Annotated in this window: 18 protein-coding genes; 9 read left to right on the top strand and 9 right to left on the bottom strand. The window is 72.9% G+C overall.

Annotated features, from left to right (window positions below):
* Positions 1-6: 6 nt before the first annotated feature.
* On the bottom strand, positions 7-1095 hold the full coding sequence (locus tag ACA514_RS25545) for a sugar ABC transporter substrate-binding protein (RefSeq protein WP_375043749.1): 1089 nt from the start codon (positions 1093-1095) through the stop codon (positions 7-9).
* A 513-nt stretch (positions 1096-1608) separates the two neighbouring features.
* Positions 1609-1905: a hypothetical protein gene (locus ACA514_RS25540; RefSeq protein WP_375043748.1), complete on the bottom strand. Its 297-nt coding sequence runs from the start codon at positions 1903-1905 to the stop codon at positions 1609-1611.
* Positions 1906-2126: 221 nt separating this feature from the next.
* On the opposite strand from ACA514_RS25540, the gene ACA514_RS25535 reads away from it, so the two are divergent.
* Complete coding sequence (locus ACA514_RS25535) at positions 2127-2741, top strand: hypothetical protein (RefSeq protein WP_375043747.1); 615 nt, start codon at positions 2127-2129, stop codon at positions 2739-2741.
* A 51-nt stretch (positions 2742-2792) separates the two neighbouring features.
* Here the strand turns inward: ACA514_RS25535 and ACA514_RS25530 are convergent, their stop codons facing one another.
* Complete coding sequence (locus ACA514_RS25530; protein ID WP_375043746.1) at positions 2793-3464, bottom strand: hypothetical protein; 672 nt, start codon at positions 3462-3464, stop codon at positions 2793-2795.
* Positions 3465-3642: 178 nt separating this feature from the next.
* On the opposite strand from ACA514_RS25530, the gene ACA514_RS25525 reads away from it, so the two are divergent.
* Positions 3643-4719 (top strand): hypothetical protein, encoded by a 1077-nt coding sequence (locus ACA514_RS25525; RefSeq protein WP_375043745.1) that lies wholly within the window; start codon positions 3643-3645, stop codon positions 4717-4719.
* A gap of 4 nt (positions 4720-4723) precedes the next feature.
* Here ACA514_RS25525 and ACA514_RS25520 read toward each other — a convergent pair whose 3' ends face one another.
* Positions 4724-5695, bottom strand: a complete 972-nt coding sequence (locus tag ACA514_RS25520) for a UbiA family prenyltransferase (RefSeq protein ID WP_375043744.1) — start codon at positions 5693-5695, stop codon at positions 4724-4726.
* A gap of 145 nt (positions 5696-5840) precedes the next feature.
* On the opposite strand from ACA514_RS25520, the gene ACA514_RS25515 reads away from it, so the two are divergent.
* Positions 5841-6821: a zinc-binding dehydrogenase gene (locus tag ACA514_RS25515; protein WP_375043743.1), complete on the top strand. Its 981-nt coding sequence runs from the start codon at positions 5841-5843 to the stop codon at positions 6819-6821.
* Between the two features lie 7 nt (positions 6822-6828).
* On the opposite strand, the gene ACA514_RS25510 is transcribed toward ACA514_RS25515, so the two are convergent.
* Positions 6829-7416: an HAD family hydrolase gene (locus ACA514_RS25510; protein WP_375043742.1), complete on the bottom strand. Its 588-nt coding sequence runs from the start codon at positions 7414-7416 to the stop codon at positions 6829-6831.
* A 130-nt stretch (positions 7417-7546) separates the two neighbouring features.
* Between ACA514_RS25510 and ACA514_RS25505 the strand changes: the two genes are divergently transcribed.
* Positions 7547-8209 carry a TetR/AcrR family transcriptional regulator gene (locus tag ACA514_RS25505; protein ID WP_375043741.1) on the top strand — a complete coding sequence of 221 codons (663 nt, stop codon included), beginning with the start codon at positions 7547-7549 and terminating at the stop codon, positions 8207-8209.
* On the opposite strand, the gene ACA514_RS25500 is transcribed toward ACA514_RS25505, so the two are convergent.
* A complete protein-coding gene (locus ACA514_RS25500; protein WP_375043740.1) occupies positions 8206-10332 on the bottom strand; it encodes an MMPL family transporter in 2127 nt (708 codons plus the stop codon). The two genes, ACA514_RS25505 and ACA514_RS25500, sit on opposite strands and share 4 nt — an antisense overlap.
* Positions 10333-10590: 258 nt before the next feature.
* On the opposite strand from ACA514_RS25500, the gene ACA514_RS25495 reads away from it, so the two are divergent.
* Entirely contained in the window at positions 10591-10818 is a 228-nt protein-coding gene (locus tag ACA514_RS25495; RefSeq protein WP_375043739.1) for a hypothetical protein, read from the top strand.
* On the opposite strand, the gene ACA514_RS25490 is transcribed toward ACA514_RS25495, so the two are convergent.
* From ACA514_RS25490 to ACA514_RS25480, 3 genes are all read right to left on the bottom strand, one after another.
* Positions 10793-11467 (bottom strand): response regulator, encoded by a 675-nt coding sequence (locus tag ACA514_RS25490; protein ID WP_375043738.1) that lies wholly within the window; start codon positions 11465-11467, stop codon positions 10793-10795. The two genes, ACA514_RS25495 and ACA514_RS25490, sit on opposite strands and share 26 nt — an antisense overlap.
* A 291-nt stretch (positions 11468-11758) precedes the next feature.
* Positions 11759-12058 carry a Dabb family protein gene (locus ACA514_RS25485; RefSeq protein WP_375043737.1) on the bottom strand — a complete coding sequence of 100 codons (300 nt, stop codon included), beginning with the start codon at positions 12056-12058 and terminating at the stop codon, positions 11759-11761.
* Positions 12059-12086: 28 nt separating this feature from the next.
* Positions 12087-12542: a flavodoxin family protein gene (locus ACA514_RS25480; protein WP_375043736.1), complete on the bottom strand. Its 456-nt coding sequence runs from the start codon at positions 12540-12542 to the stop codon at positions 12087-12089.
* A 195-nt stretch (positions 12543-12737) separates the two neighbouring features.
* On the opposite strand from ACA514_RS25480, the gene ACA514_RS25475 reads away from it, so the two are divergent.
* The 4 genes from ACA514_RS25475 to ACA514_RS25460 all read left to right on the top strand — a co-directional run bounded on the left by ACA514_RS25475 (position 12738) and on the right by ACA514_RS25460 (position 17140).
* A complete protein-coding gene (locus tag ACA514_RS25475; protein WP_375043735.1) occupies positions 12738-14396 on the top strand; it encodes a bifunctional lysylphosphatidylglycerol flippase/synthetase MprF in 1659 nt (552 codons plus the stop codon).
* 88 nt (positions 14397-14484) lie between these two features.
* Positions 14485-15333, top strand: coding sequence for an SMP-30/gluconolactonase/LRE family protein (locus ACA514_RS25470; RefSeq protein ID WP_375043734.1), 849 nt, complete (start codon positions 14485-14487; stop codon positions 15331-15333).
* Between the two features lie 41 nt (positions 15334-15374).
* Positions 15375-15890 carry a nitroreductase family protein gene (locus ACA514_RS25465; RefSeq protein WP_375043733.1) on the top strand — a complete coding sequence of 172 codons (516 nt, stop codon included), beginning with the start codon at positions 15375-15377 and terminating at the stop codon, positions 15888-15890.
* 80 nt (positions 15891-15970) lie between these two features.
* Entirely contained in the window at positions 15971-17140 is a 1170-nt protein-coding gene (locus tag ACA514_RS25460; RefSeq protein WP_375043732.1) for a serine hydrolase domain-containing protein, read from the top strand.
* Positions 17141-17170: the final 30 nt, after the last annotated feature.

Here is a 17170-nt window from a genome sequence, read left to right as displayed (position 1 = left end):
GAGAGGTCACTGGATGCCGGCGGTCTTGCACTTGGCCGCGTACGCGCCCTTGCACAGGTCGGCGGCCTTGACGAACTGGTCGTCGGTGACCTGCTTGACGTTGTCCTTGAAGACCCCGATCGGGTTCAGCAGCACCGAGGGGACGTCGCGCTTGCCCTGCGGGTCGTTCGTGGTGCCGTTGGTCTGGCCCTTCTGGCCCTTGATGATGGACACGGCGAGACCAGCGGCGGCGTCGGCCTCCTGCTTGACCGGCTTGTACACGGTCATGCACTGGGTGCCGTCCAGGATGTTCTGCAGCCCCTGGAGGGTGGCGTCCTGACCGGTGACGGCGACCTTGCCGGCCTGCTGGTTCTTCTTCAGGATGGAGATCGCGGCGTTGCCGATGCCGTCGTTGGCGGCGAGGACACCGTCGATCTTGCCGTGCTGCTCGGTGTACATCTGCTCGAAGATCGTCGCGGCCTTGTCCTCCTTCCAGTCCGGGACGGCCTGCTCGGCGACCTTCTTGTAGTTCGTCGCCGCGTCGAGGATGTTGTGCGCGCCCTTGGCGAACAGCGTGGCGTTGTTGTCGGTCGGCGAGCCGTTCAGGTAGGCGATGTTCGCCTTCTTGTCGCCGAGACACTTCTGCAGGCCCTTGCCGAGCTCTTCGCCGACCTTCACGTTGTCGAAGGAGACGTAGTAGTCGGAGACGCCGCCGAGGGTGAGCCGGTCGTAGTCGATCGTCTTGACGCCCTGGGACTGCGCCTTGCGCTGGACGGCGCCGGCGGAGTTGGAGTCGATGCCGTCCACGAGCAGCACGGTCACGCCGCTGGTGATCATCTGGTCGGCGATCGTCTGGAACCGCTGGGTCGAGCCTTCGGCGTTCTGGATGTCGTACTGGACGCCGGCGGCCTTGAAGGCCTGCTCGAGGTAGGGCCGGTCGAAGCTCTCGTAGCGCACGGACGAGGTGGTGTCGGGCAAGATCACGCCGACCTTGCCCTTCACCGCGCCGGAACCGGAGCCGGAGCCCTTGTCGCCGCCGTTGTCGTCCCCGCACGCGGACAGGGTGAGCGCCGCGGCCGCCGAGAGGGCCATGAAGCTGAGGATCCCCTTGCGCATTGCCCGGGTCCTTTCTTGGGGGTGGCCGCATGGCGCGGCCGGGGGTTCGCAGCGCCGGTGAGCGAGATCGCACATCCACCGGCGTGAATGTTGTGTCCCGCAACTTATGTCCGCCTCGTCCGGTACGCCAGTCCTGCGGCCCGGCTAATTTGTTGTGGCCAGTAACAATCCCGTAACGCGAGATCAACACGGGGGAAACAGTGTGCCGCGCCGGTCGGCGCCGGTGACCTGGCACGGCGCCGCGGCGGGGCGCGCACCGGGCATATGTTCGGCGGCTCAACATTCACCCCGACCAGTGGTCAACCGCCGAGCGGAACACTCCGCCCGGCGCGGGCACGGCGGCAGCGGGACGTAGGAAAGGCGCGGTCACGGTCGCGGGCACGGTGCGACGGGGACGGTGGGCACGGCGGACGCCGTGGTCATGCGGCCGCGTCCCGGAGTGCGCCGGGACGGTGCCGCATGACCAGGTGCCTCAGTGCCTCGACCGTCGCGCGAGCGCGTTGACCCGGATCGCTACAGAACCGCGAGGACCAGCGCGACCCGGTCGGCCGCGACGGCGACGTCGTCGGCGGGCGCGATGCGCTCCGCCCACGACCACCAGTACCACCATCCGTCGGCGCCCCGCTCCGCGAGGATGTTCTCCGTCAGGGCGGAGGCGTCCGGATTCATCACGTGCAGGCTGGGCGACTGGCCGCGGGGCAGGGTGAGACGCACCCGCAGGCCTCGCTTGACCAGCTCGTCGCCGAGCTCTTCCAGATATTCGATCCGCGTCCGAGCGGGCGCGGCGGTTCCCGTATCGTCAGGCGTCATCCTCGTCTTCCCCATGGATTCCGCGCGGCCCGACGAGGTCTCACCCTCCACCTTCACCGGCCCGGGTGCAAGCACTTCGGGCCGGTCGGCGCGATGCGCCGCGAACTCCGCCGCCGCGGCGAGCGTCGCAAAGGGCGCGGTGTCCGGGCGGCCGGGAACGGCATCCGGGATATCTTGCGCAGAGGACCTGAAGGGGGAAGTTGGGGCGTATGGCGATGGCGATGGCGAGCGCGAACCCGGAGTGGACCCGGCCCGACCAGCGGCTGCCCGAGCGCCCGGCGGACGGCGCGACCGGGCCTCCCGCCGTGCACGGCACCTGGCACCGGATGCATTACGCGGTCGGCGTGTTCCTCGTCGCGTACGGCCTCACGGGCCTGGCCGGCGCGGCGCTGCTCTGGAGCGACCGGCGCGACGAGCTGGGCGACTACTTCGGCTCGGGGAACGCCGGGACGCTGCTGGTCCTGGCCAAGGCGGTCGAGGCGCTGCTCGTCGCGGCCGCCGCGCTGGGGATGGTCCGGCGCCGCGACGTGTGGTTCGTCCCGGCGCTGGCCGGCTGGATGGCGGGCTTCGCGGTGTTCGCCGTCCTCGACGTGTTCGACGGCCGGTGGGGCGGGCTCCTGGAGCACCTGCTCTACCTGGCGGGCTTCGTGGTGCTGCTGTTCGTCTCGTACGGGCTGAGCGCGAAGGCACAGGTCGGCAGCGGTGCGGCGGTCCGCGCCAGCACCGGGTCCGGGCCCGGCGAGGGCGGCGAGGCGGGCCCGGACGGCGGGCCGCGGCGGCTCACCCGGACGCAGGAGTTCGCGCTCGCGGCGCTCAACCGGCTGCCGCGGTCCTGACGCCACCGCTGGGACGGCCGCCGGTCCGGCGCGTCCCGGCGGTTCCGGACGTCAGCGAACGATCCACGCGACGGCGGTCATCGTCCCCGGCGGCACCTCGGTGAACCCGCCGTCGCGGACCGCGACGGTCGCCTCCTTGACGCAGCGCGCCCACGGGACGTCCCTGGTCAGGTGGACGCGCACGCCGCCTTCGAGCCACGCCGCGACGTCCTTGCGGCGGCCCTGGCGCAGCAGCATCTGGGCCGCGTGCCCGCTCTGCGCCGCGGCCTTGCCGGTCGTCATCGTCACGCCGGGGTTCAGGGCGAGCGCCGCGTAGGGCGGCCCGGGCGGCGGCGCCGGCTCCTCGGCGTCCGCCAGGTCGAGCCCGGCGACCTGGAGTCTCGCCAGCTGCGGCGGGACGTCCGCGACGGGGCCGGGCGGGAACGCGCGCACCTGCGCGCCGGCGTGCTCGACCGTGACGCCCGGCAGCGCCTGCGCCTCCGGCCAGCGGACGCCGCGCGCCCGCCGCATCACCTTCCGGATCCGCCGCGACTCCCACTCGTGGACGGCCTGCCGCCACTCGCCGTCGGGCTCGGCGGCGCGCGGGTCGGTGAGCAGCCGGACGACGGCGGTCGCCGCGGCCTCGCAGACGGCGCCGTGACCGGGCGGATCGGCCTTCTCCGCGCGTACCACCAGCTGCATCGCCCACGGCGGGTCGTCAAGAGGGTCGTAGTCGGGTCGCACCCATGGAGTATTCCAAACCGGTTCCGATGTCCACGACGCGGCTTTCCCGTGGACGATGTGGGTAATGCAACTGTTGTCGTCTCCCGGGCGTCGGTCCTGTCGCGGGCGCAGCACGGTGGGACGGCCCTCGCCGGAGGGGGGCGAGGGGCACGGCGAGAGGTCGGGTCGGAGGTCGCCGGTGACCAGTGGCGCGTGGAACGAGTCCATCCCCGGAATCGGTACGTACTTCGTCGGTATCGACGTGGCCCCGGGACGGTACCGGTGCGACGACGCGGGAGGCGGCTGGTGGGTCCGTTTCACGGGCCCCGGCGGCGGCGACCCGGTCGGCATGTGGCCGCTGCCGGCCGGTGCCGTCGAGGTCGAGATCGAGTCCGCCGACTTCGCGTTCGAGACCCATGTCGGCACGTACTGGCGGCGGATCGCCCCGCCCCGCCGCGCCGGGGACGCGCCGGCGGCCGAGCCCCGTCCGGTCGCGGATCCCGCGCTGCGCGCCGAACTCGACACGCTCGTGGCGCGCCGCCGCCCGCTGCTGTGGCTGGCCCCGCTGACCGTCCTCGGTCTCGGGCTGCTGGGGTCGCCGCTGCTCGGCTCGCTGTGGCTGATCGGCCTCGGCATGCTCGCGGTCCTGGTCGCGCTCGGCACCCCGTCGGTCTCGCTCGACCTGCGCCGCGCCCGGGAGCTGGAGCGGCGCCGGCACCGCTACCTCACCCCCGAGGACTTCGACGACCAGGGCCGCCTGATGCTCACCCGGGTGCAGACGGCCGTCGACGCCGTCCGCGACTCGCAGGTGAACCGCGAGGGGCTGCTCGACGCGGTCGACAACGCCGTCACCCTGCCCCGGCAGGAGTGGGAGATCGCGCAGGTGCTGGCGCGGCAGTCGAAGCTGCGGCGCGAGCAAGAGGAGATGACCGAGAGCTCGCCGCTGCCGGAGGTGGAGGCGGCGCTGCGCCCGCTGCGCGAGAAGCTCGACATCTCGGTGGCCGCGGTGACGCGCCGGATCGAGGCGCTCGAACGCTACGCCGAGCGCGCCCGCGCGGCCGACGAGGCGCTGGCCGCACACCGCCACCTGGAGTCCATCGCGGCCCGGGCGCACGAGTACGACGAGCTGCTCGCCGACACCGTCCGCGACGACCTGGCGCTGCCCGCGATCGAGCGGCTCACCGAGCAGGGCGACGCGCTCGTCCGCACGCTGCGGGAACGTCTCGCCAGGGCCGCCGAGGCCGGCGGAGAACTCCCGCCGCCCCCGTCCGGCTGACCGGTCAGAGCACCCGCGCGTACATCAGCGCGAACACCAGGTACGGGACGAGGAACGTCCAGCTCGCGACGATGATGCCGTGCAGGACCTCGCCCGGTTCGCGTGCCCGTCCGAGGAAGCGGTGGTACACCCAGACCAGCAGCGGCGCGAACGTGGCCTGCGTCCACAGCGTCCGGTGCGGGAACACGTGGCCGGTCGCGGCCAGCATCACCGCGAGCGCGCAGGACAGCGTCCACGCCGCGAGCCCGATCCGGTAGGCGCCGCGCGGGCCGAGCCGTACGGCGATGGTCCGGTACCCGCTGGCGAGGTCGGCCTTGTAGTCGGTGACGGTCGTCGGGATGTACAGCGCGGTCGCCACCAGGACGCCCTCGGCGGCCATCACCCACGGGAAGCCTCCGATGGGGCGCACGACCGTCCATCCGGCCAGCAGCGCGAACCCGCCGACGCCGACCGCGTTGGTCGCCACATCGAACCCGGGCCTGTCCTTCAGCCGGGCCGGCGGCACGCTGTAGAGCCATCCGAGCACCAGGAACCCGAGCGTGACCAGCGCGAACGCCGGACGGACCGTCAGCGCGACGAGCAGCGCGGCGGCCGCGGTGACGTGCGCGGCGACCAGCGCCCCGCGCACGCTCAGCCGTCCCTCCACCAGCGGCGCGTCGTCCTTGCGCGGGTTCTTCAGGTCGCCGTCCAGGTCGAAGGCGTCGTTGATGGCGAGGACCGCCAGCCACACCAGCGGCCCCCACACGACGAGCCCGGTCAGCACGGGCGTGACGGCCTCCAGGCACCCGCCGCCGACCGGCACGCACGCGTCCTGGCCGGCGATCAGCCACCGCGTCGCGAGCAGGTGCCCGACATAGAACGGCACCAGCGAGACCAGCCAGATCGCCGGCCGCGCGATGAGCCACAGATCGACCAGCACCCGCGACCGCCGCACGGCCGCCCGCACCGGAACCCGATGCCGCTGAGAAGCGCGCATGCCGTCACCCCCAAGGGTCCCTCGACGCGCGCCCACCTCTATTGGACACTACGTCCATTTGATGTGCGGTGGCTAGTTCCCGGGACGGCCCGGTCCATGCGCGGCCACCGGGATGATCTCGGTGGGGCGGGTAGTTCTCCCTTTCGTGGAATCGACGATGATGCGGGCGGCGGTCGCGGAGCGGCCGGGGCCGCCGGACGTGCTGCGGGTGCGCGAGGTGCCGGTGCCCGAGCCGCGGCCCGGGTGGACACTGGTCAGGGTCCGGGCGTTCGGGCTGAACCGGTCGGAGATGTTCACCCGGCAGGGGCACTCCCCCGGCGTGCGGTTCCCGCGCATCCTGGGGATCGAGTGCGTCGGGGAGGTCGCCGCCGGCGGCGTGCTGGCGCCGGGGACGCGGGTCGCCGCGGTCATGGGCGAGATGGGGCGGGCGTTCGACGGCGGCTACGCCGAGTACGCGCTGCTCCCGGACGGCCTGCTCATCCCCGTCGCGACCGAGCTGGACTGGGAGGTCTTCGGGGCGCTGCCCGAGACGTACCTGACCGCGCAGGGTTCGCTCGAGGCCCTGCGCCCGGACGGCGGCGGGACGCTGCTGGTGCGGGGCGGGACGTCGTCGGTCGGGATGGCGGCGCTGTCGCTGGCCCGGGGGCTCGACCTCCGGACAATCGCGACGACGCGCAACCCCGCGAAGGCCGAGGCGCTGATGGCGGCGGGCGCCGACCACGTCGTCGTGGACGACGGCGGTATCGCGGACGGTGTGCGGGCCATCGTCCCGGACGGCCCCGACCACGTGCTCGAACTCGTCGGCGCCGCGACGCTCGTCGACTCGCTCGGGCTCGTCCGCAAGGGCGGGACGGTGTGCATGACCGGCATCCTGAGCGGCGAATGGGCGCTCAAGGAGTTCGAGCCCATGCAGGCGATGGCGAGCGGGACGCGGCTCACCGTGTTCCACAGCGACGACGTGCAGGGGGCGGCGGGTGCCGCCGCCCTGCAGCGCCTCGTGGACGGGGTGGCCGACGGGACGTTCCGGCCCAACATCGACCGCGTCTTCGCGCTCGACGAGATCGCGGACGCGCACCGCTTTATGGAGGCCGACAAGGCGACCGGCAAGCTCGTCGTGCGCCTGTAGCCGGGCTCTAGCCGAGCAGGGCGCGGATCTGGTCGGGGCCGGTGAAGACCTCGGCGGCCATTCCGGTCTCGCGGGCGGCGAGCACGTTGCGCTCGGTGTCGTCGATGAACAGCACGTCGGCGGGCTTCACGCCGAGGCGTTCGGCGCAGATGCGGTAGGCGCGCGGGTCGGGCTTGGCGACGCCGATGGCGCACGAGTAGGTGAGCGCGTCGAACCGGGACAGCCACTCGCGGTGCCGCGCCTCGAAGCGGGGCACCAGGTCGGCGATGATGTTGGAGAGCAGTCCGAGGGTGCGGCCGCCGTCGGCCAGTTCGTGCACGAGGGCGACCATGCGCTCGTCGACGTTCGTCCAGCTGCGCAGGTCGGCGTCGATCAGCGCGGGCACGTCGGGGAACCCGGTGCCGAGGGCGGCGGCGACGTCCGCCCAGTACGCGGTGCTGTCCTGGCCGGCGTCGTAACCGGGCCGCAGCGCCCAGTACGCGTCCCAGAAGGAGGCGCCGGAGACGCCGGCGACCTCCTCGATCTCCCGCACCGCCTCGGGGGTCTGGGTGCGGGCGATGACGCCGAACAGGTCGAAGACGATCACATCGGGCATGGTCCGAGGGTATGGGGGACGGCCGGGTGCGGGCGGCGCCGGGATCTAGAACAAGCGCTTGTGCACACCGTAAACTGCCGTTGACGCGCGGACTGAGCAAGCGGTTGGGCGCGCACGGCATAATGAGAGGGTGACGACCACGAGCGCGAATTCCGGGCGGGCCGGGGCCCGTGCCGAGGGCGGCGCGCGCCGCCGCGGCAAGGGCTCGCCGGCCCTGGCGTCGGAGCGCCGCGAGCACCTGGTCAGGCTGGCCGCGGAGCTGTTCGCGGAGAAGGGCTTCCAGGCCACCACGGTCCGCAACATCGCCGACGAGGCGGGCATCCTGTCCGGCAGCCTCTACCACCACTTCGACTCCAAGGAGTCGATCGTGGACGAGATCCTCACCGGCTTCTTCGACGAGACCATGGCCGCCTACCGGGCCGAGATCGACGCGGGCCGCGACCCGCGGGAGACGATCGCGAGGCTCGTCCGGGTCGCGTTCAACTGCCTGGAGCCGCACCGTGCCGCGATCACGGTGATGCAGAACGACTGGAACTACCTCCAGGGCATGGACCGCTTCGCCTACCTCACCAAGTCCGAGGACGAGGTGGAGAAGATGTGGGTGGAGACCATCGCGGCGGGCCAGGAGCAGGGCCTGTTCCGCGAGGACCTCGACCCGCGGCTGACCTACCGGATGATCCGCGACACCATCTGGGTGGCCGTCCGCTGGTTCAAGCCCGGCGGACGGCTCGACGCCCAGAGCCTCGGCGAGCACTACATCAAGGTCATGTTCGACGGGATCAACACCCACTAGCCCCGGACCGGCACCTCCGGGCGCGCCTCGGCCGCCTCGGGGCGGCGGCGCGGCAGCAGCCGGGCGATCGGCCCGGGCAGCCACCAGTTCTTCTCCCCGAACAGCTCCATCAGCGCCGGGACCAGCACCATCCGCACGACCGTCGCGTCGATCAGGATGGCGACGCCGAGGCCGAGGCCGATCTGCTTGACCGCGATGTTCGCGCCGAGCAGCACCGACAGGAACACCATCACCATGATCGCGGCGGCCGCGGTGATGACGCGCGCGGTGCCGGCGAGGCCGCGCGCGACGGCCTCCCGGGTCGGGACGCCCGCCTCGTGCGACTCGCGGATCCGCGACACGAGGAACACCTCGTAGTCCATGGACAGCCCGAACAGGATCGGGAACATCATCAGCGGCACCCAGGTGGTGACCGGCATCGAGGTCGGGAAGCCGAGCATCTTCCCCGCCCAGCCCCACTGCACGACGGCGGTCAGCACCCCGTAGGCGGCGGCGATCGACAGCAGGTTCATCAGCGCGGCCTGCAGCGCCACGGCCAGCGAGCGGACGAGCGCGACCAGCAGCACCAGCGACAGCCCGACGACGACCGCGATGAGCCACGGCAGCCGGGTCTGGACGTCGTCGGCGAAGTCGATGGACGCCGCGTTCTGGCCGCCGACGTAGGCGCGCACGCCCTTCCCATCGGTGACGCGGGGCAGCACGTCGTCGCGGAGCCGGTGCACCAGTTGCGGGGTCGCCTCGTCCTGCGCGCCGGTCTTCGGGAACGCCATGATCAGCGAGACGGCGCCGTCGGGGCTGCCGCGCGGCGGCTGGACGGCCGCGACGCCCGGTGCGGCGCCGACGGCCGCGGCGACCGGCGCCGGGTCGCCGCCCCGGGTGACGATGACCAGCGGTGCGGCGGTGCCGGGGCCGAAGCCCTCGGCCATGATCTGGTTCGCGGCGTAGGCGCTGGTGTCGTGCGGCTGGGTGCTGGAGTCGGGCAGGCTGAGCCGCATCGACAGCGCCGGCACCGCGAGCACGAGCAGCAGCGCGGCGGCGCACAGCCCGGTGACGACGGGGTGCCGCTGGACGACCCGCGCCCACCGCTCGGCGAGCGGGCGGCGCGCCCGGCCGAGCCCCGGCACGCGCAGCCGGTCGATGGCGCGCCCGGTGAAGCCGAGCAGCGCGGGCAGCAGCGTGACGGAGGCGAGCATCGTCATGAGCACCGCCACGCCGGCGGCGACGGCGACGGCGTTGAACAGCTTCTGCTGCATCACGAACAGGCCCATGAGCGCGATCACGACGGTGCTGCCGGCGAACAGCACGGCGCGTCCGGCGGTGGTGATGGCGGTGACGGTCGCTTCCTCCGGCTCCTTTCCGGCGGCCAGTTCCTCCCGGTAGCGGGTGACGATGAACAGCGCGTAGTCGATGCCGACGCCGATGCCGATGAGCGCGGCGACGATCGGCCCGAACGACGGCGCGGGCAGCAGGTGCGCGATCAGCGCGATGAGCCCGAGACCGGAGCCGATGCCGAGCAGCGCGGTGACGATCGGCAGCCCCATCGCCAGCACCGAGCCGAACGCGACGAGCAGGATGACGACGGCGGCGAGCACGCCGATGCCCTCCGACGACCCGCCGCCCGAGGTCTCGGCGTTGTCGATCGCCCCGCCGCCGAGTTCGATCCGGAGGGGGCCGGAGTCGCTGCGGACGTCCTTGATGAGCTTGGTGACGTCCGAGGCCGGCACGTCGTCGGTGGGGACGTCGAGGTTCGCGGTGGCGAACGCCGTGCGGCCGTCCTTGGAGATCTGCCCGGGGACCTCGTAGGGCGAGGTCACCGAGGCGACGTGCGGCGTCCTGGCGAGCCGGTCGATCGCCGCGGTGACGCGGGCCTTGACGTCCGGTGCTTGCACCCCGGCGTCCGCCCGCACGGCGAGCGTGATCGTGTCACCGCTGCGCTTCGGGAAGTGCTCGTCCAGCAGCTTCTTGGCGGTCGCCGACTGGGAGGCGCCGCCGGTGAAGTCGTTGAGCGGTTTCGCGGCGAAGCCGTAGCCGAGGACGAGGACGGCGAGCGCGCCGACGATCCAGGCGACGACGACGAGCCGCCGCCCGCGGTAGCAGACCCGGGCGAGCCTGGCCAGTTTCATGGGAACCACCTTCGCGGGAGCCCGCGGGTAGAGAACGTGTCGTTCCCTGAATCGTGGCTCCCGCACCCCGCCCGGGTCGTCGGGCGTGCGGCGGCTTCCCGGCCGTCCGCTACTTCCGCTGGAGTACATCCGGCGCGGTATCCCACCGTCGACCGCGCCGAACCTTCATAGTGTGCTTAGTCACAATTTGCCGAGTAGGGGTGTCGCATTGGCCCGTGGGGACGCTGTTACTAAGGAGATCTTTGGGGGGAGGGCGGCATGACGGCTCCACAGGGCGCCGGCCAGGACGAGCCGACGCCCGCGGCCATCCGCGCCGCCACGGCGCGCGGCCTGCAGGAACAGTTTCCGGGGGTACGGGTCTGGTACGGGCGGGCCACCGGCTCCTGGTGGGCCATGGTCCCGCTGCGGGGCGGGCCGAGGCTGCTGGAGGCCCCCACGCCCCAGCAGCTCCGCGACGAGATCATGAATTCGCGGACCCGGGGGTGACCAGCCCCGACTCGTAGGCGAGCACCACCAGCCGGGCCCGGTCGCGCACGCCGAGCTTGCTCATCGCCCGGCTGACGTGGGTCTTGGCGGTGAGCGGGCTGACCGCGAGCTCCTCGGCGATCTCGGCGTTGGACAGCCCCCGCCCGACCAGCCGCACCACCTCCCGCTCCCGCCCGGTGAGCGCCGCGAGCCGGCCGAGGGCCGCGGGCGCGGGTTCGGGGCGTCCGCCGACGAACCCCTCGATGACCGCGCGGGTGACGGCGGGGGCCAGCAGCGACTCGCCGCCCGCGACCACCCGGACGGCGTTCACCAGCTCGGCGGGTTCCATGTCCTTGACCAGGAATCCGGCCGCGCCCGCGCGCAGCGCCAGGTAGATGTGCTCGTCGTCGGTGTAGGTGGTGAGGGCCAGCACGCGCACGGCGTCGAGGGCGGGGTCGGAGGCGATCCGGCGGGTGGCGGCCAGCCCGTCCGTGCCTGGCATCCGCAGGTCCATGAGGACCACGTCGGGGCGCAGCCGGCGGGCCAGCTCCACCGCGGCGTCGCCGTCCTCGGCCTCCCCCACGACCTCGATGCCGTCCTCGCCGGTCAGGAGCATCCGGAACCCGGCCCGCACCAGCGACTGGTCGTCGGCCAGCACCACTGTGATCACGCCTGCTCCCCCGGTCCGCCGGGCCGCGGCGGCCCGGATCCGACGGCGCAACCGTACGACGATCCGGGCGGCGGACGGAATCGGACCGTTCCCACGAGGGCGCCGCCCGGGGCGCCGCGCGGCGGGCGCGCCGAGGGTGAGGCCGTCCGCCGGGAACGGGGCGCGATCCGTTCCCGGCGGGCGTTTTGTGAAACTAACCCGAAAAGTGCTCAGACACAAGCGCTTGCTCGGTAAGGATCGTGTGGGACAGCGCACACCGCCCGGCCCCGCCCGCCGGCCGCCGCGCCCGCGTCAGGTCTCGTACTGGATGGCCGCCCGTTCCGCGACGATCGGCGTGATGAACTCGTCGATCACCGCGCGGTGCGCCGGATGGTCGCGGTACACCAGGTAGTCGTCCTTTCCCGCGAAGTCCGCGACCACGACGAACTCGTAGGCGCCCGGGTTCACGCCCGCGTCCAGGCCGACGCTGTACCCACGTATCTGCGGGATGACCCCCGTCAGCTCGCGCAGCTTCGCCGCGACCTCCTCCTGCTGGCCGATCGTCGTGCCCTCGGCCCACCTGAACATCACCACGTGACGGAAACCGCTCATGCGGGCACGCTACCGAGAAGCGGCGGACTCAAACGGTGCCGAGCTCCGCCGCGACGACCGCGCCGAGCTCCCAGCACGCCTCCAGGTCGGGCTTGCCCGGCTCCCCCGTCACCACCACGGGCGGCTGGACGGCCTTCCACTTCAGCCCCGTGGTGATGGACTCCAGCGCCCGCAGCGCCCCGGCCGCGTCGTTGTTGCCGTGGAGGAAGGCCCCGAACGGACGGCGGATTGTCTCCTCCAAGCACGGGTAATAAATCTGATCGAAGAAGTGCTTGAGCGCCCCGGAGAGGTAGCCGAGGTTCACAGGGGAGCCGAGGAGGTAGCCGTCCGCCTCGAGGACGTCCACGGCGGAGGCGGTCAGCGCCGGACGGGACACGACCTCCACGCCCTCGACCTCGTCCGTGCACGCCCCCGCGCGCACCGCCTCGAACATCGCCTGCACGGACGGCGAGGGCGTGTGGTGAACGAGTAGGAGCCTCTTCATCCCCACGAGACTAGCCAGTTTCCCTCCCGGTGGCCGGGTACGGCCGTCCTGGGGCGAGGGACCGCCGGAAACGCCGGAAGCGGCGTCAAAGGAGGTGTCCGGACGACGCTGACCATGAGCGGCCAAAGATAACGTCCGATCCGGGGAATGAGTTCCAAAGGATCTTGGTTGGAGCTCTGCGGAGGTGTCCTTCTCGTGCATGCAGCGAAATCGGCCGAGCGGCCCGACGGCCAGGCGCTCCCCGTCTGGCCGCTGGCGCTCGTCGCCGCGTTCGTCGCCGTACTGATCGCCGTGCCCGCCATGGCGTGGGCCCCGCACTGGCTCGACCGGCTCTCGCGGGTGGTGACCGGCTCGCCCCTCGCCCCCGCCCACGCGGTGTCGCTGGCACTCGTGCTGCTGCTGGTGGCGCGCGGCGTCCTGCTGCGCCGCCGCGCGGCCTGGTACGGCCTCGTCGCGCTCGTCGTCCTCGGCCTGCTCGCCGTCGTGGCCGGCGACGACGCGCTGTGGCGGGTGCCGCTGCTCGCGGCCGTCCTCGTCGGGCTCTGGCTGGAGCGCGACCGGTTCCCGGTCCGCCCGCACCCCGACCGCGTCCGCACCGCCGTGAAGACCGGCGCGATCCTGGTCATCGCCGCGGTGGCCGGGTCCCTGCTGGTGGGCGGCGTGTCCGTCCGGTCCGTGCAGGTCGTGGCGAGCGGCCTCGGCGCCACCGGCGCGCGCATCGACGGCGCGTCCTGGCTGCCCGGGGTGCTCGGGCTGGCCGGCGCGGTCGGCCTCCTCGCCCTCGTGATGACGCTGCTCGCGCCGGACCCGGCGCCGCCGCCCGGCGACGAGGACGAGCGGCGCCGCGTCGCCGGCCTGGTCGCGCACCCGGGCTCGGACACCCTGGCCCCGTTCGCGCTGCGCCGCGACAAGTCCTACGTCTTCAGCCCGGACGGGCGCGCCGCGATCGGCTACCGGGTGCTGTTCGGCGTCGCGGTGGCGGGCGGCGACCCCGTCGGCGACCCGAGGTCGCACGCCGCGGCGGTCCAGGAGTTCCTCACGCTGTGCCGGACGACCGGCTGGCGTCCCGCGGTGCTCGGCGCGAGCGCCGACCTGCTGCCCGAATGGGGCCCGCTGCGCTCGTTCGGCTTCGGCGACGAGGTCGTCGTCCGGCCGGCGGAGTTCACGCTGTCGGGCCGGCAGATGCGCAACGTCCGGCAGGCCGTCAAGCGGACCGTCAACGCCGGCGTCACCACCGAGATCGTGCCCGAGCGCGATCTCTCCCCCGACCTGCGGGCCGCGCTGCTGGACGTGGCGTCGCGCTCGCTCGGCGGCGCGGCCGAGCGCGGCTTCTCGATGAACCTCGACGAGCTGCTCACCGGCTACCACCCGGGCGCGGTCGTCGCCATAGCCTACGGCGAGGACAAGAAGCCGATCGCCTTCCAGCGGTACGTGACCGCCGGCGAGGGCATCAGCCTGGACGCGATGCGGCGCGCCCCCGGCGGGCCGAACGGCGTCAACGAGCGGCTGATCGCCGAGATGATCGAGTACGCCGGCGAGCAGGGCCACGCGCTGGTCTCGCTGAACTTCGCGGCCTTCCGCGAACTCCTGGACGCCGAGGAGCGCGGCGCCCTGGAGAAGGCCGGCTACCAGGCGCTGCACCTGCTGGACCCGCTGATCGCGGTCGAGTCGCTGTACCTGTTCGACAAGAAGTTCCGCCCCGCCTACAAGCCGCGCAGCATCGTCTTCCGCTCATGGTTCGACATCGTGTGGCTGGCCGCGGCACTGCTGACCCTGGAGTTCGGCCGCACCAAGCCGGCACCCGCCGCGGAGAAGCCCGTCCCCGAACCCGCCCACCACTACAGCCGCTACTAACCCGCGACGATTTATTTCGCCGCCGGTGTCGATCCTGGGCACGGATGTTCGTGTAGGGGTGAGACGTTCTCGGCGGAAGGTGCGGGTGATGAAGGTGCGGGAGGTTCGGACGCTGGTCGGCGGGCGCGGGCTCGTGGAGTCGCCGCGGTGGCATGACGGGCGGGTGTACTTCTCCGACTGGTCGGCCGGTGAGGTCGTCGCCGCGGATCCGGACGGGCGCAGCGAGGTGGTCGCGCGGGTGGAGTCGCTGCCGCTCTGCACGGCGTGGCTGCCGGACGGCGGGCTGGCGATCGTCGATTCGCCGGGCGGCCGGCTGCTGCGGCGGGAGGACGACGGGGCGCTGGCCGTGTACGCCGACCTCGGCCGGACGGGGTGGAACGACATCGTGGTGGACGGCCGCGGCAACGCCTACGTCAACCGGCCCGGGTTCAATCCGATGGCCGGGGAGGAGTTCAGGCCGGGTTCGGTGTTCCTGGCGGCGGCGGACGGGACGGTGCGGGAGGTGGCCGGCGACATCGCGTTCCCGAACGGGATGGCCGTGACCCCGGACGGCTCCACGCTGGTCGTCGCCGACTCCTATCGGGGCGAGCTGGTGGCCTTCGAGATCGGCGCGGACGGCGGGCTGTCGGGCCGGCGGGTCTGGGCCGACCTGGGCGACGGGACACCGGACGGCATCTGCGTCGACGCGGCGGGGGCCGTCTGGTACGCGGACGTTCCCCACAAGAGGTGCGCGCGCGTCGCCGAGGGCGGCGAGGTCCTGGACACGGTGGAGTTGGACCGGGGCGCGTTCGCCTGCGTGCTGGGCGGGCCCGCCGGGACGACGCTGTTCATCACCGCGGCGGAATGGCAGGGCATGACCGAGCCGGAGCCGGTGCGGCCGGGAAGCGGCCGGGTCCTGGTCACGGACGTCGAGGTGCCCGGGGCGGGGTGGCCCTGACCTCGCCGTTTCCCGGGGTGGGGGGCGGGTAGCGCACCGGCGTGGAGACCTCGAACGCCATCATGTCCCGGCGCAACGTCCGGGAGTACAGCGACCGGCCGATCCCGCCGGACGACCTCGACCGCATCCTCGAGGCGGCGCGGCGGGCGCCGTCGTCCAAGAACTGGCAGCCGTGGGACTTCGTCGTGGTGACCCGGCGCGAGCAGTTGGAGGAGCTGGCTGCCGCGGGAGAGTACGCGGCGCACGTTCCCGGTTCGGCGGCGACCATCGCGCTGGTCATGCGGGACTACGACGACCCCGGCGAGCGCGAGACCGCGCGGTTCGACCTGGGGCAGGCGATGCTGAGCATCATGCTCGCGGCGGTCGACCTCGGGATCGGCAGCGGGCACGCGACGGTGATGGACCAGGGGGTGGCGCGCCGGGTCCTCGGGCTGCCGGACGACCGGTTCTGCGCCTACCTGGTCGCGCTCGGGTATCCGGCGGGCCGTCCGCTGAAGCCCGTGCGGAACCCGGCCCGGCGGGAGTTCGAGGACGTCGTGCACCGCGACCACTGGTAACGCGCCGAGGCGGGGGCCGCTGCCCGGTCCACTGGAATCTTCGAGCATGATTCTAGAAACCCCCCTTGAGAGGACCGGGCATGAGCAGCACTGTGCAGGGCCACTGCGATCCGGCGTTCGCCGCCGTCCGCGAGGTGTTCGAGCAGAACTTCGCCGACGGGAGGGAACTGGGCGCCGCCGTCGCCGTGTACGCGGGCGACCGCAAGGTCGTCGACCTGTGGGGCGGCGTCGCCGACCACCGGACGGGACGCGCATGGGCCGCCGACACGCCCTGCTTCGGCTTCTCCTGCACCAAGGCGGTGACGGCCGCGGCGGCGCTGCTGCTCGCCGAGCGCGGCGCCTACGAGGTGGACGGCCCGGTCACCGCATGGTGGCCGGAGTTCGGCGAGCACGGCAAGGGCGGCGCGACCGCCGCGCACCTGCTGTCGCACCAGGCCGGCCTGCCCGCGTTCGGCCGTACCGTGTCGGCGGAGGACGCGGCGGACGCCAAGGCGCTCGCCGACCTGCTGGCCGGGCAGGAGCCCGAGTGGGCGCCGGGCGAGGCGCACGGATACCACGCGCTGACGTACGGCTGGCTGGCCGGCGAGATCGTCCGGCGGCTGTCGGGGCGGACGGTCGGCGAGTTCGTGAAGCAGGAGTTCGCGGGTGACCGGGACCTGTGGATCGGGGCGCCGGACGCGGTGATCGAGCGGGCCGCGAAGATGACCGCCCGGGGCCGGGTCTCCGGCGGCGCCGACGCCCCGAAGGCCGCGGCCGGCGACGTCCTGGAGCGGCTCGCCGCGGCGTACACCGATCCGGGAAGCGCGACCAACCGGGCGCTGAACAACCCGCACCCGGGCAAGGGCGGGTACAACAACCCGGTGGTGCTGCGGGCTGGCTGGCCGTCCGCCGGGATGCTCGCGACCGCGCCGGCGTTCGCGGGGTTCTACCGTGACCTGGTGGCGGGCCGCATCCTGCGCCCGGAGACGTTGAGCGAGGCCATGCGCCGCCGGGTGTCCGGGCCGGACCGGACGCTGATCGTGGACAGCTCGTTCGGGCTCGGCTTCATGCGGCCGTCGCAGACGTTCTTCGTCCCGAAGGCGGCCCGGGAGACGGCGTTCGGGCACACCGGCGCCGGCGGCTCGATCGGGCTCGGCGACCGCGACGCCGGGCTGGCGCTGGCGTACCTGCCGAACAGGATGGGCGAGCAGTTGTCCGGCGACCTGCGCGCCTTCCGGTTGACGGAGGCCGCGTACGCGTCGCTGGGCTGAGCCGCGTCGCTGGGCTGAGCCGGGTCGCTG

The organism is Actinomadura sp. NTSP31 (genome assembly GCF_041951385.1).
GTDB lineage: Bacteria > Actinomycetota > Actinomycetes > Streptosporangiales > Streptosporangiaceae > Spirillospora > Spirillospora napierensis.
This window is presented reverse-complemented; position numbering and strand designations above follow the sequence as displayed.

Excerpts from the sequence above, each read along its gene's own strand:
- ACA514_RS25545 (WP_375043749.1), bottom strand. The coding sequence starts at position 1,095 with ATGCGCAAGGGGATCCTCAGCTTCATGGCCCTCTCGGCGGCCGCGGCG.
- ACA514_RS25540 (WP_375043748.1), bottom strand. The coding sequence starts at position 1,905 with ATGACGCCTGACGATACGGGAACCGCCGCGCCCGCTCGGACGCGGATC.
- ACA514_RS25535 (WP_375043747.1), top strand. The coding sequence starts at position 2,127 with ATGGCGAGCGCGAACCCGGAGTGGACCCGGCCCGACCAGCGGCTGCCC.
- ACA514_RS25520 (WP_375043744.1), bottom strand. The coding sequence starts at position 5,695 with ATGCGCGCTTCTCAGCGGCATCGGGTTCCGGTGCGGGCGGCCGTGCGG.
- ACA514_RS25510 (WP_375043742.1), bottom strand. The coding sequence starts at position 7,416 with ATGCCCGATGTGATCGTCTTCGACCTGTTCGGCGTCATCGCCCGCACC.
- ACA514_RS25500 (WP_375043740.1), bottom strand. The coding sequence starts at position 10,332 with ATGAAACTGGCCAGGCTCGCCCGGGTCTGCTACCGCGGGCGGCGGCTC.
- ACA514_RS25495 (WP_375043739.1), top strand. The coding sequence starts at position 10,591 with ATGACGGCTCCACAGGGCGCCGGCCAGGACGAGCCGACGCCCGCGGCC.
- ACA514_RS25485 (WP_375043737.1), bottom strand. The coding sequence starts at position 12,058 with ATGAGCGGTTTCCGTCACGTGGTGATGTTCAGGTGGGCCGAGGGCACG.
- ACA514_RS25480 (WP_375043736.1), bottom strand. The coding sequence starts at position 12,542 with ATGAAGAGGCTCCTACTCGTTCACCACACGCCCTCGCCGTCCGTGCAG.
- ACA514_RS25470 (WP_375043734.1), top strand. The coding sequence starts at position 14,485 with ATGAAGGTGCGGGAGGTTCGGACGCTGGTCGGCGGGCGCGGGCTCGTG.
- ACA514_RS25460 (WP_375043732.1), top strand. The coding sequence starts at position 15,971 with ATGAGCAGCACTGTGCAGGGCCACTGCGATCCGGCGTTCGCCGCCGTC.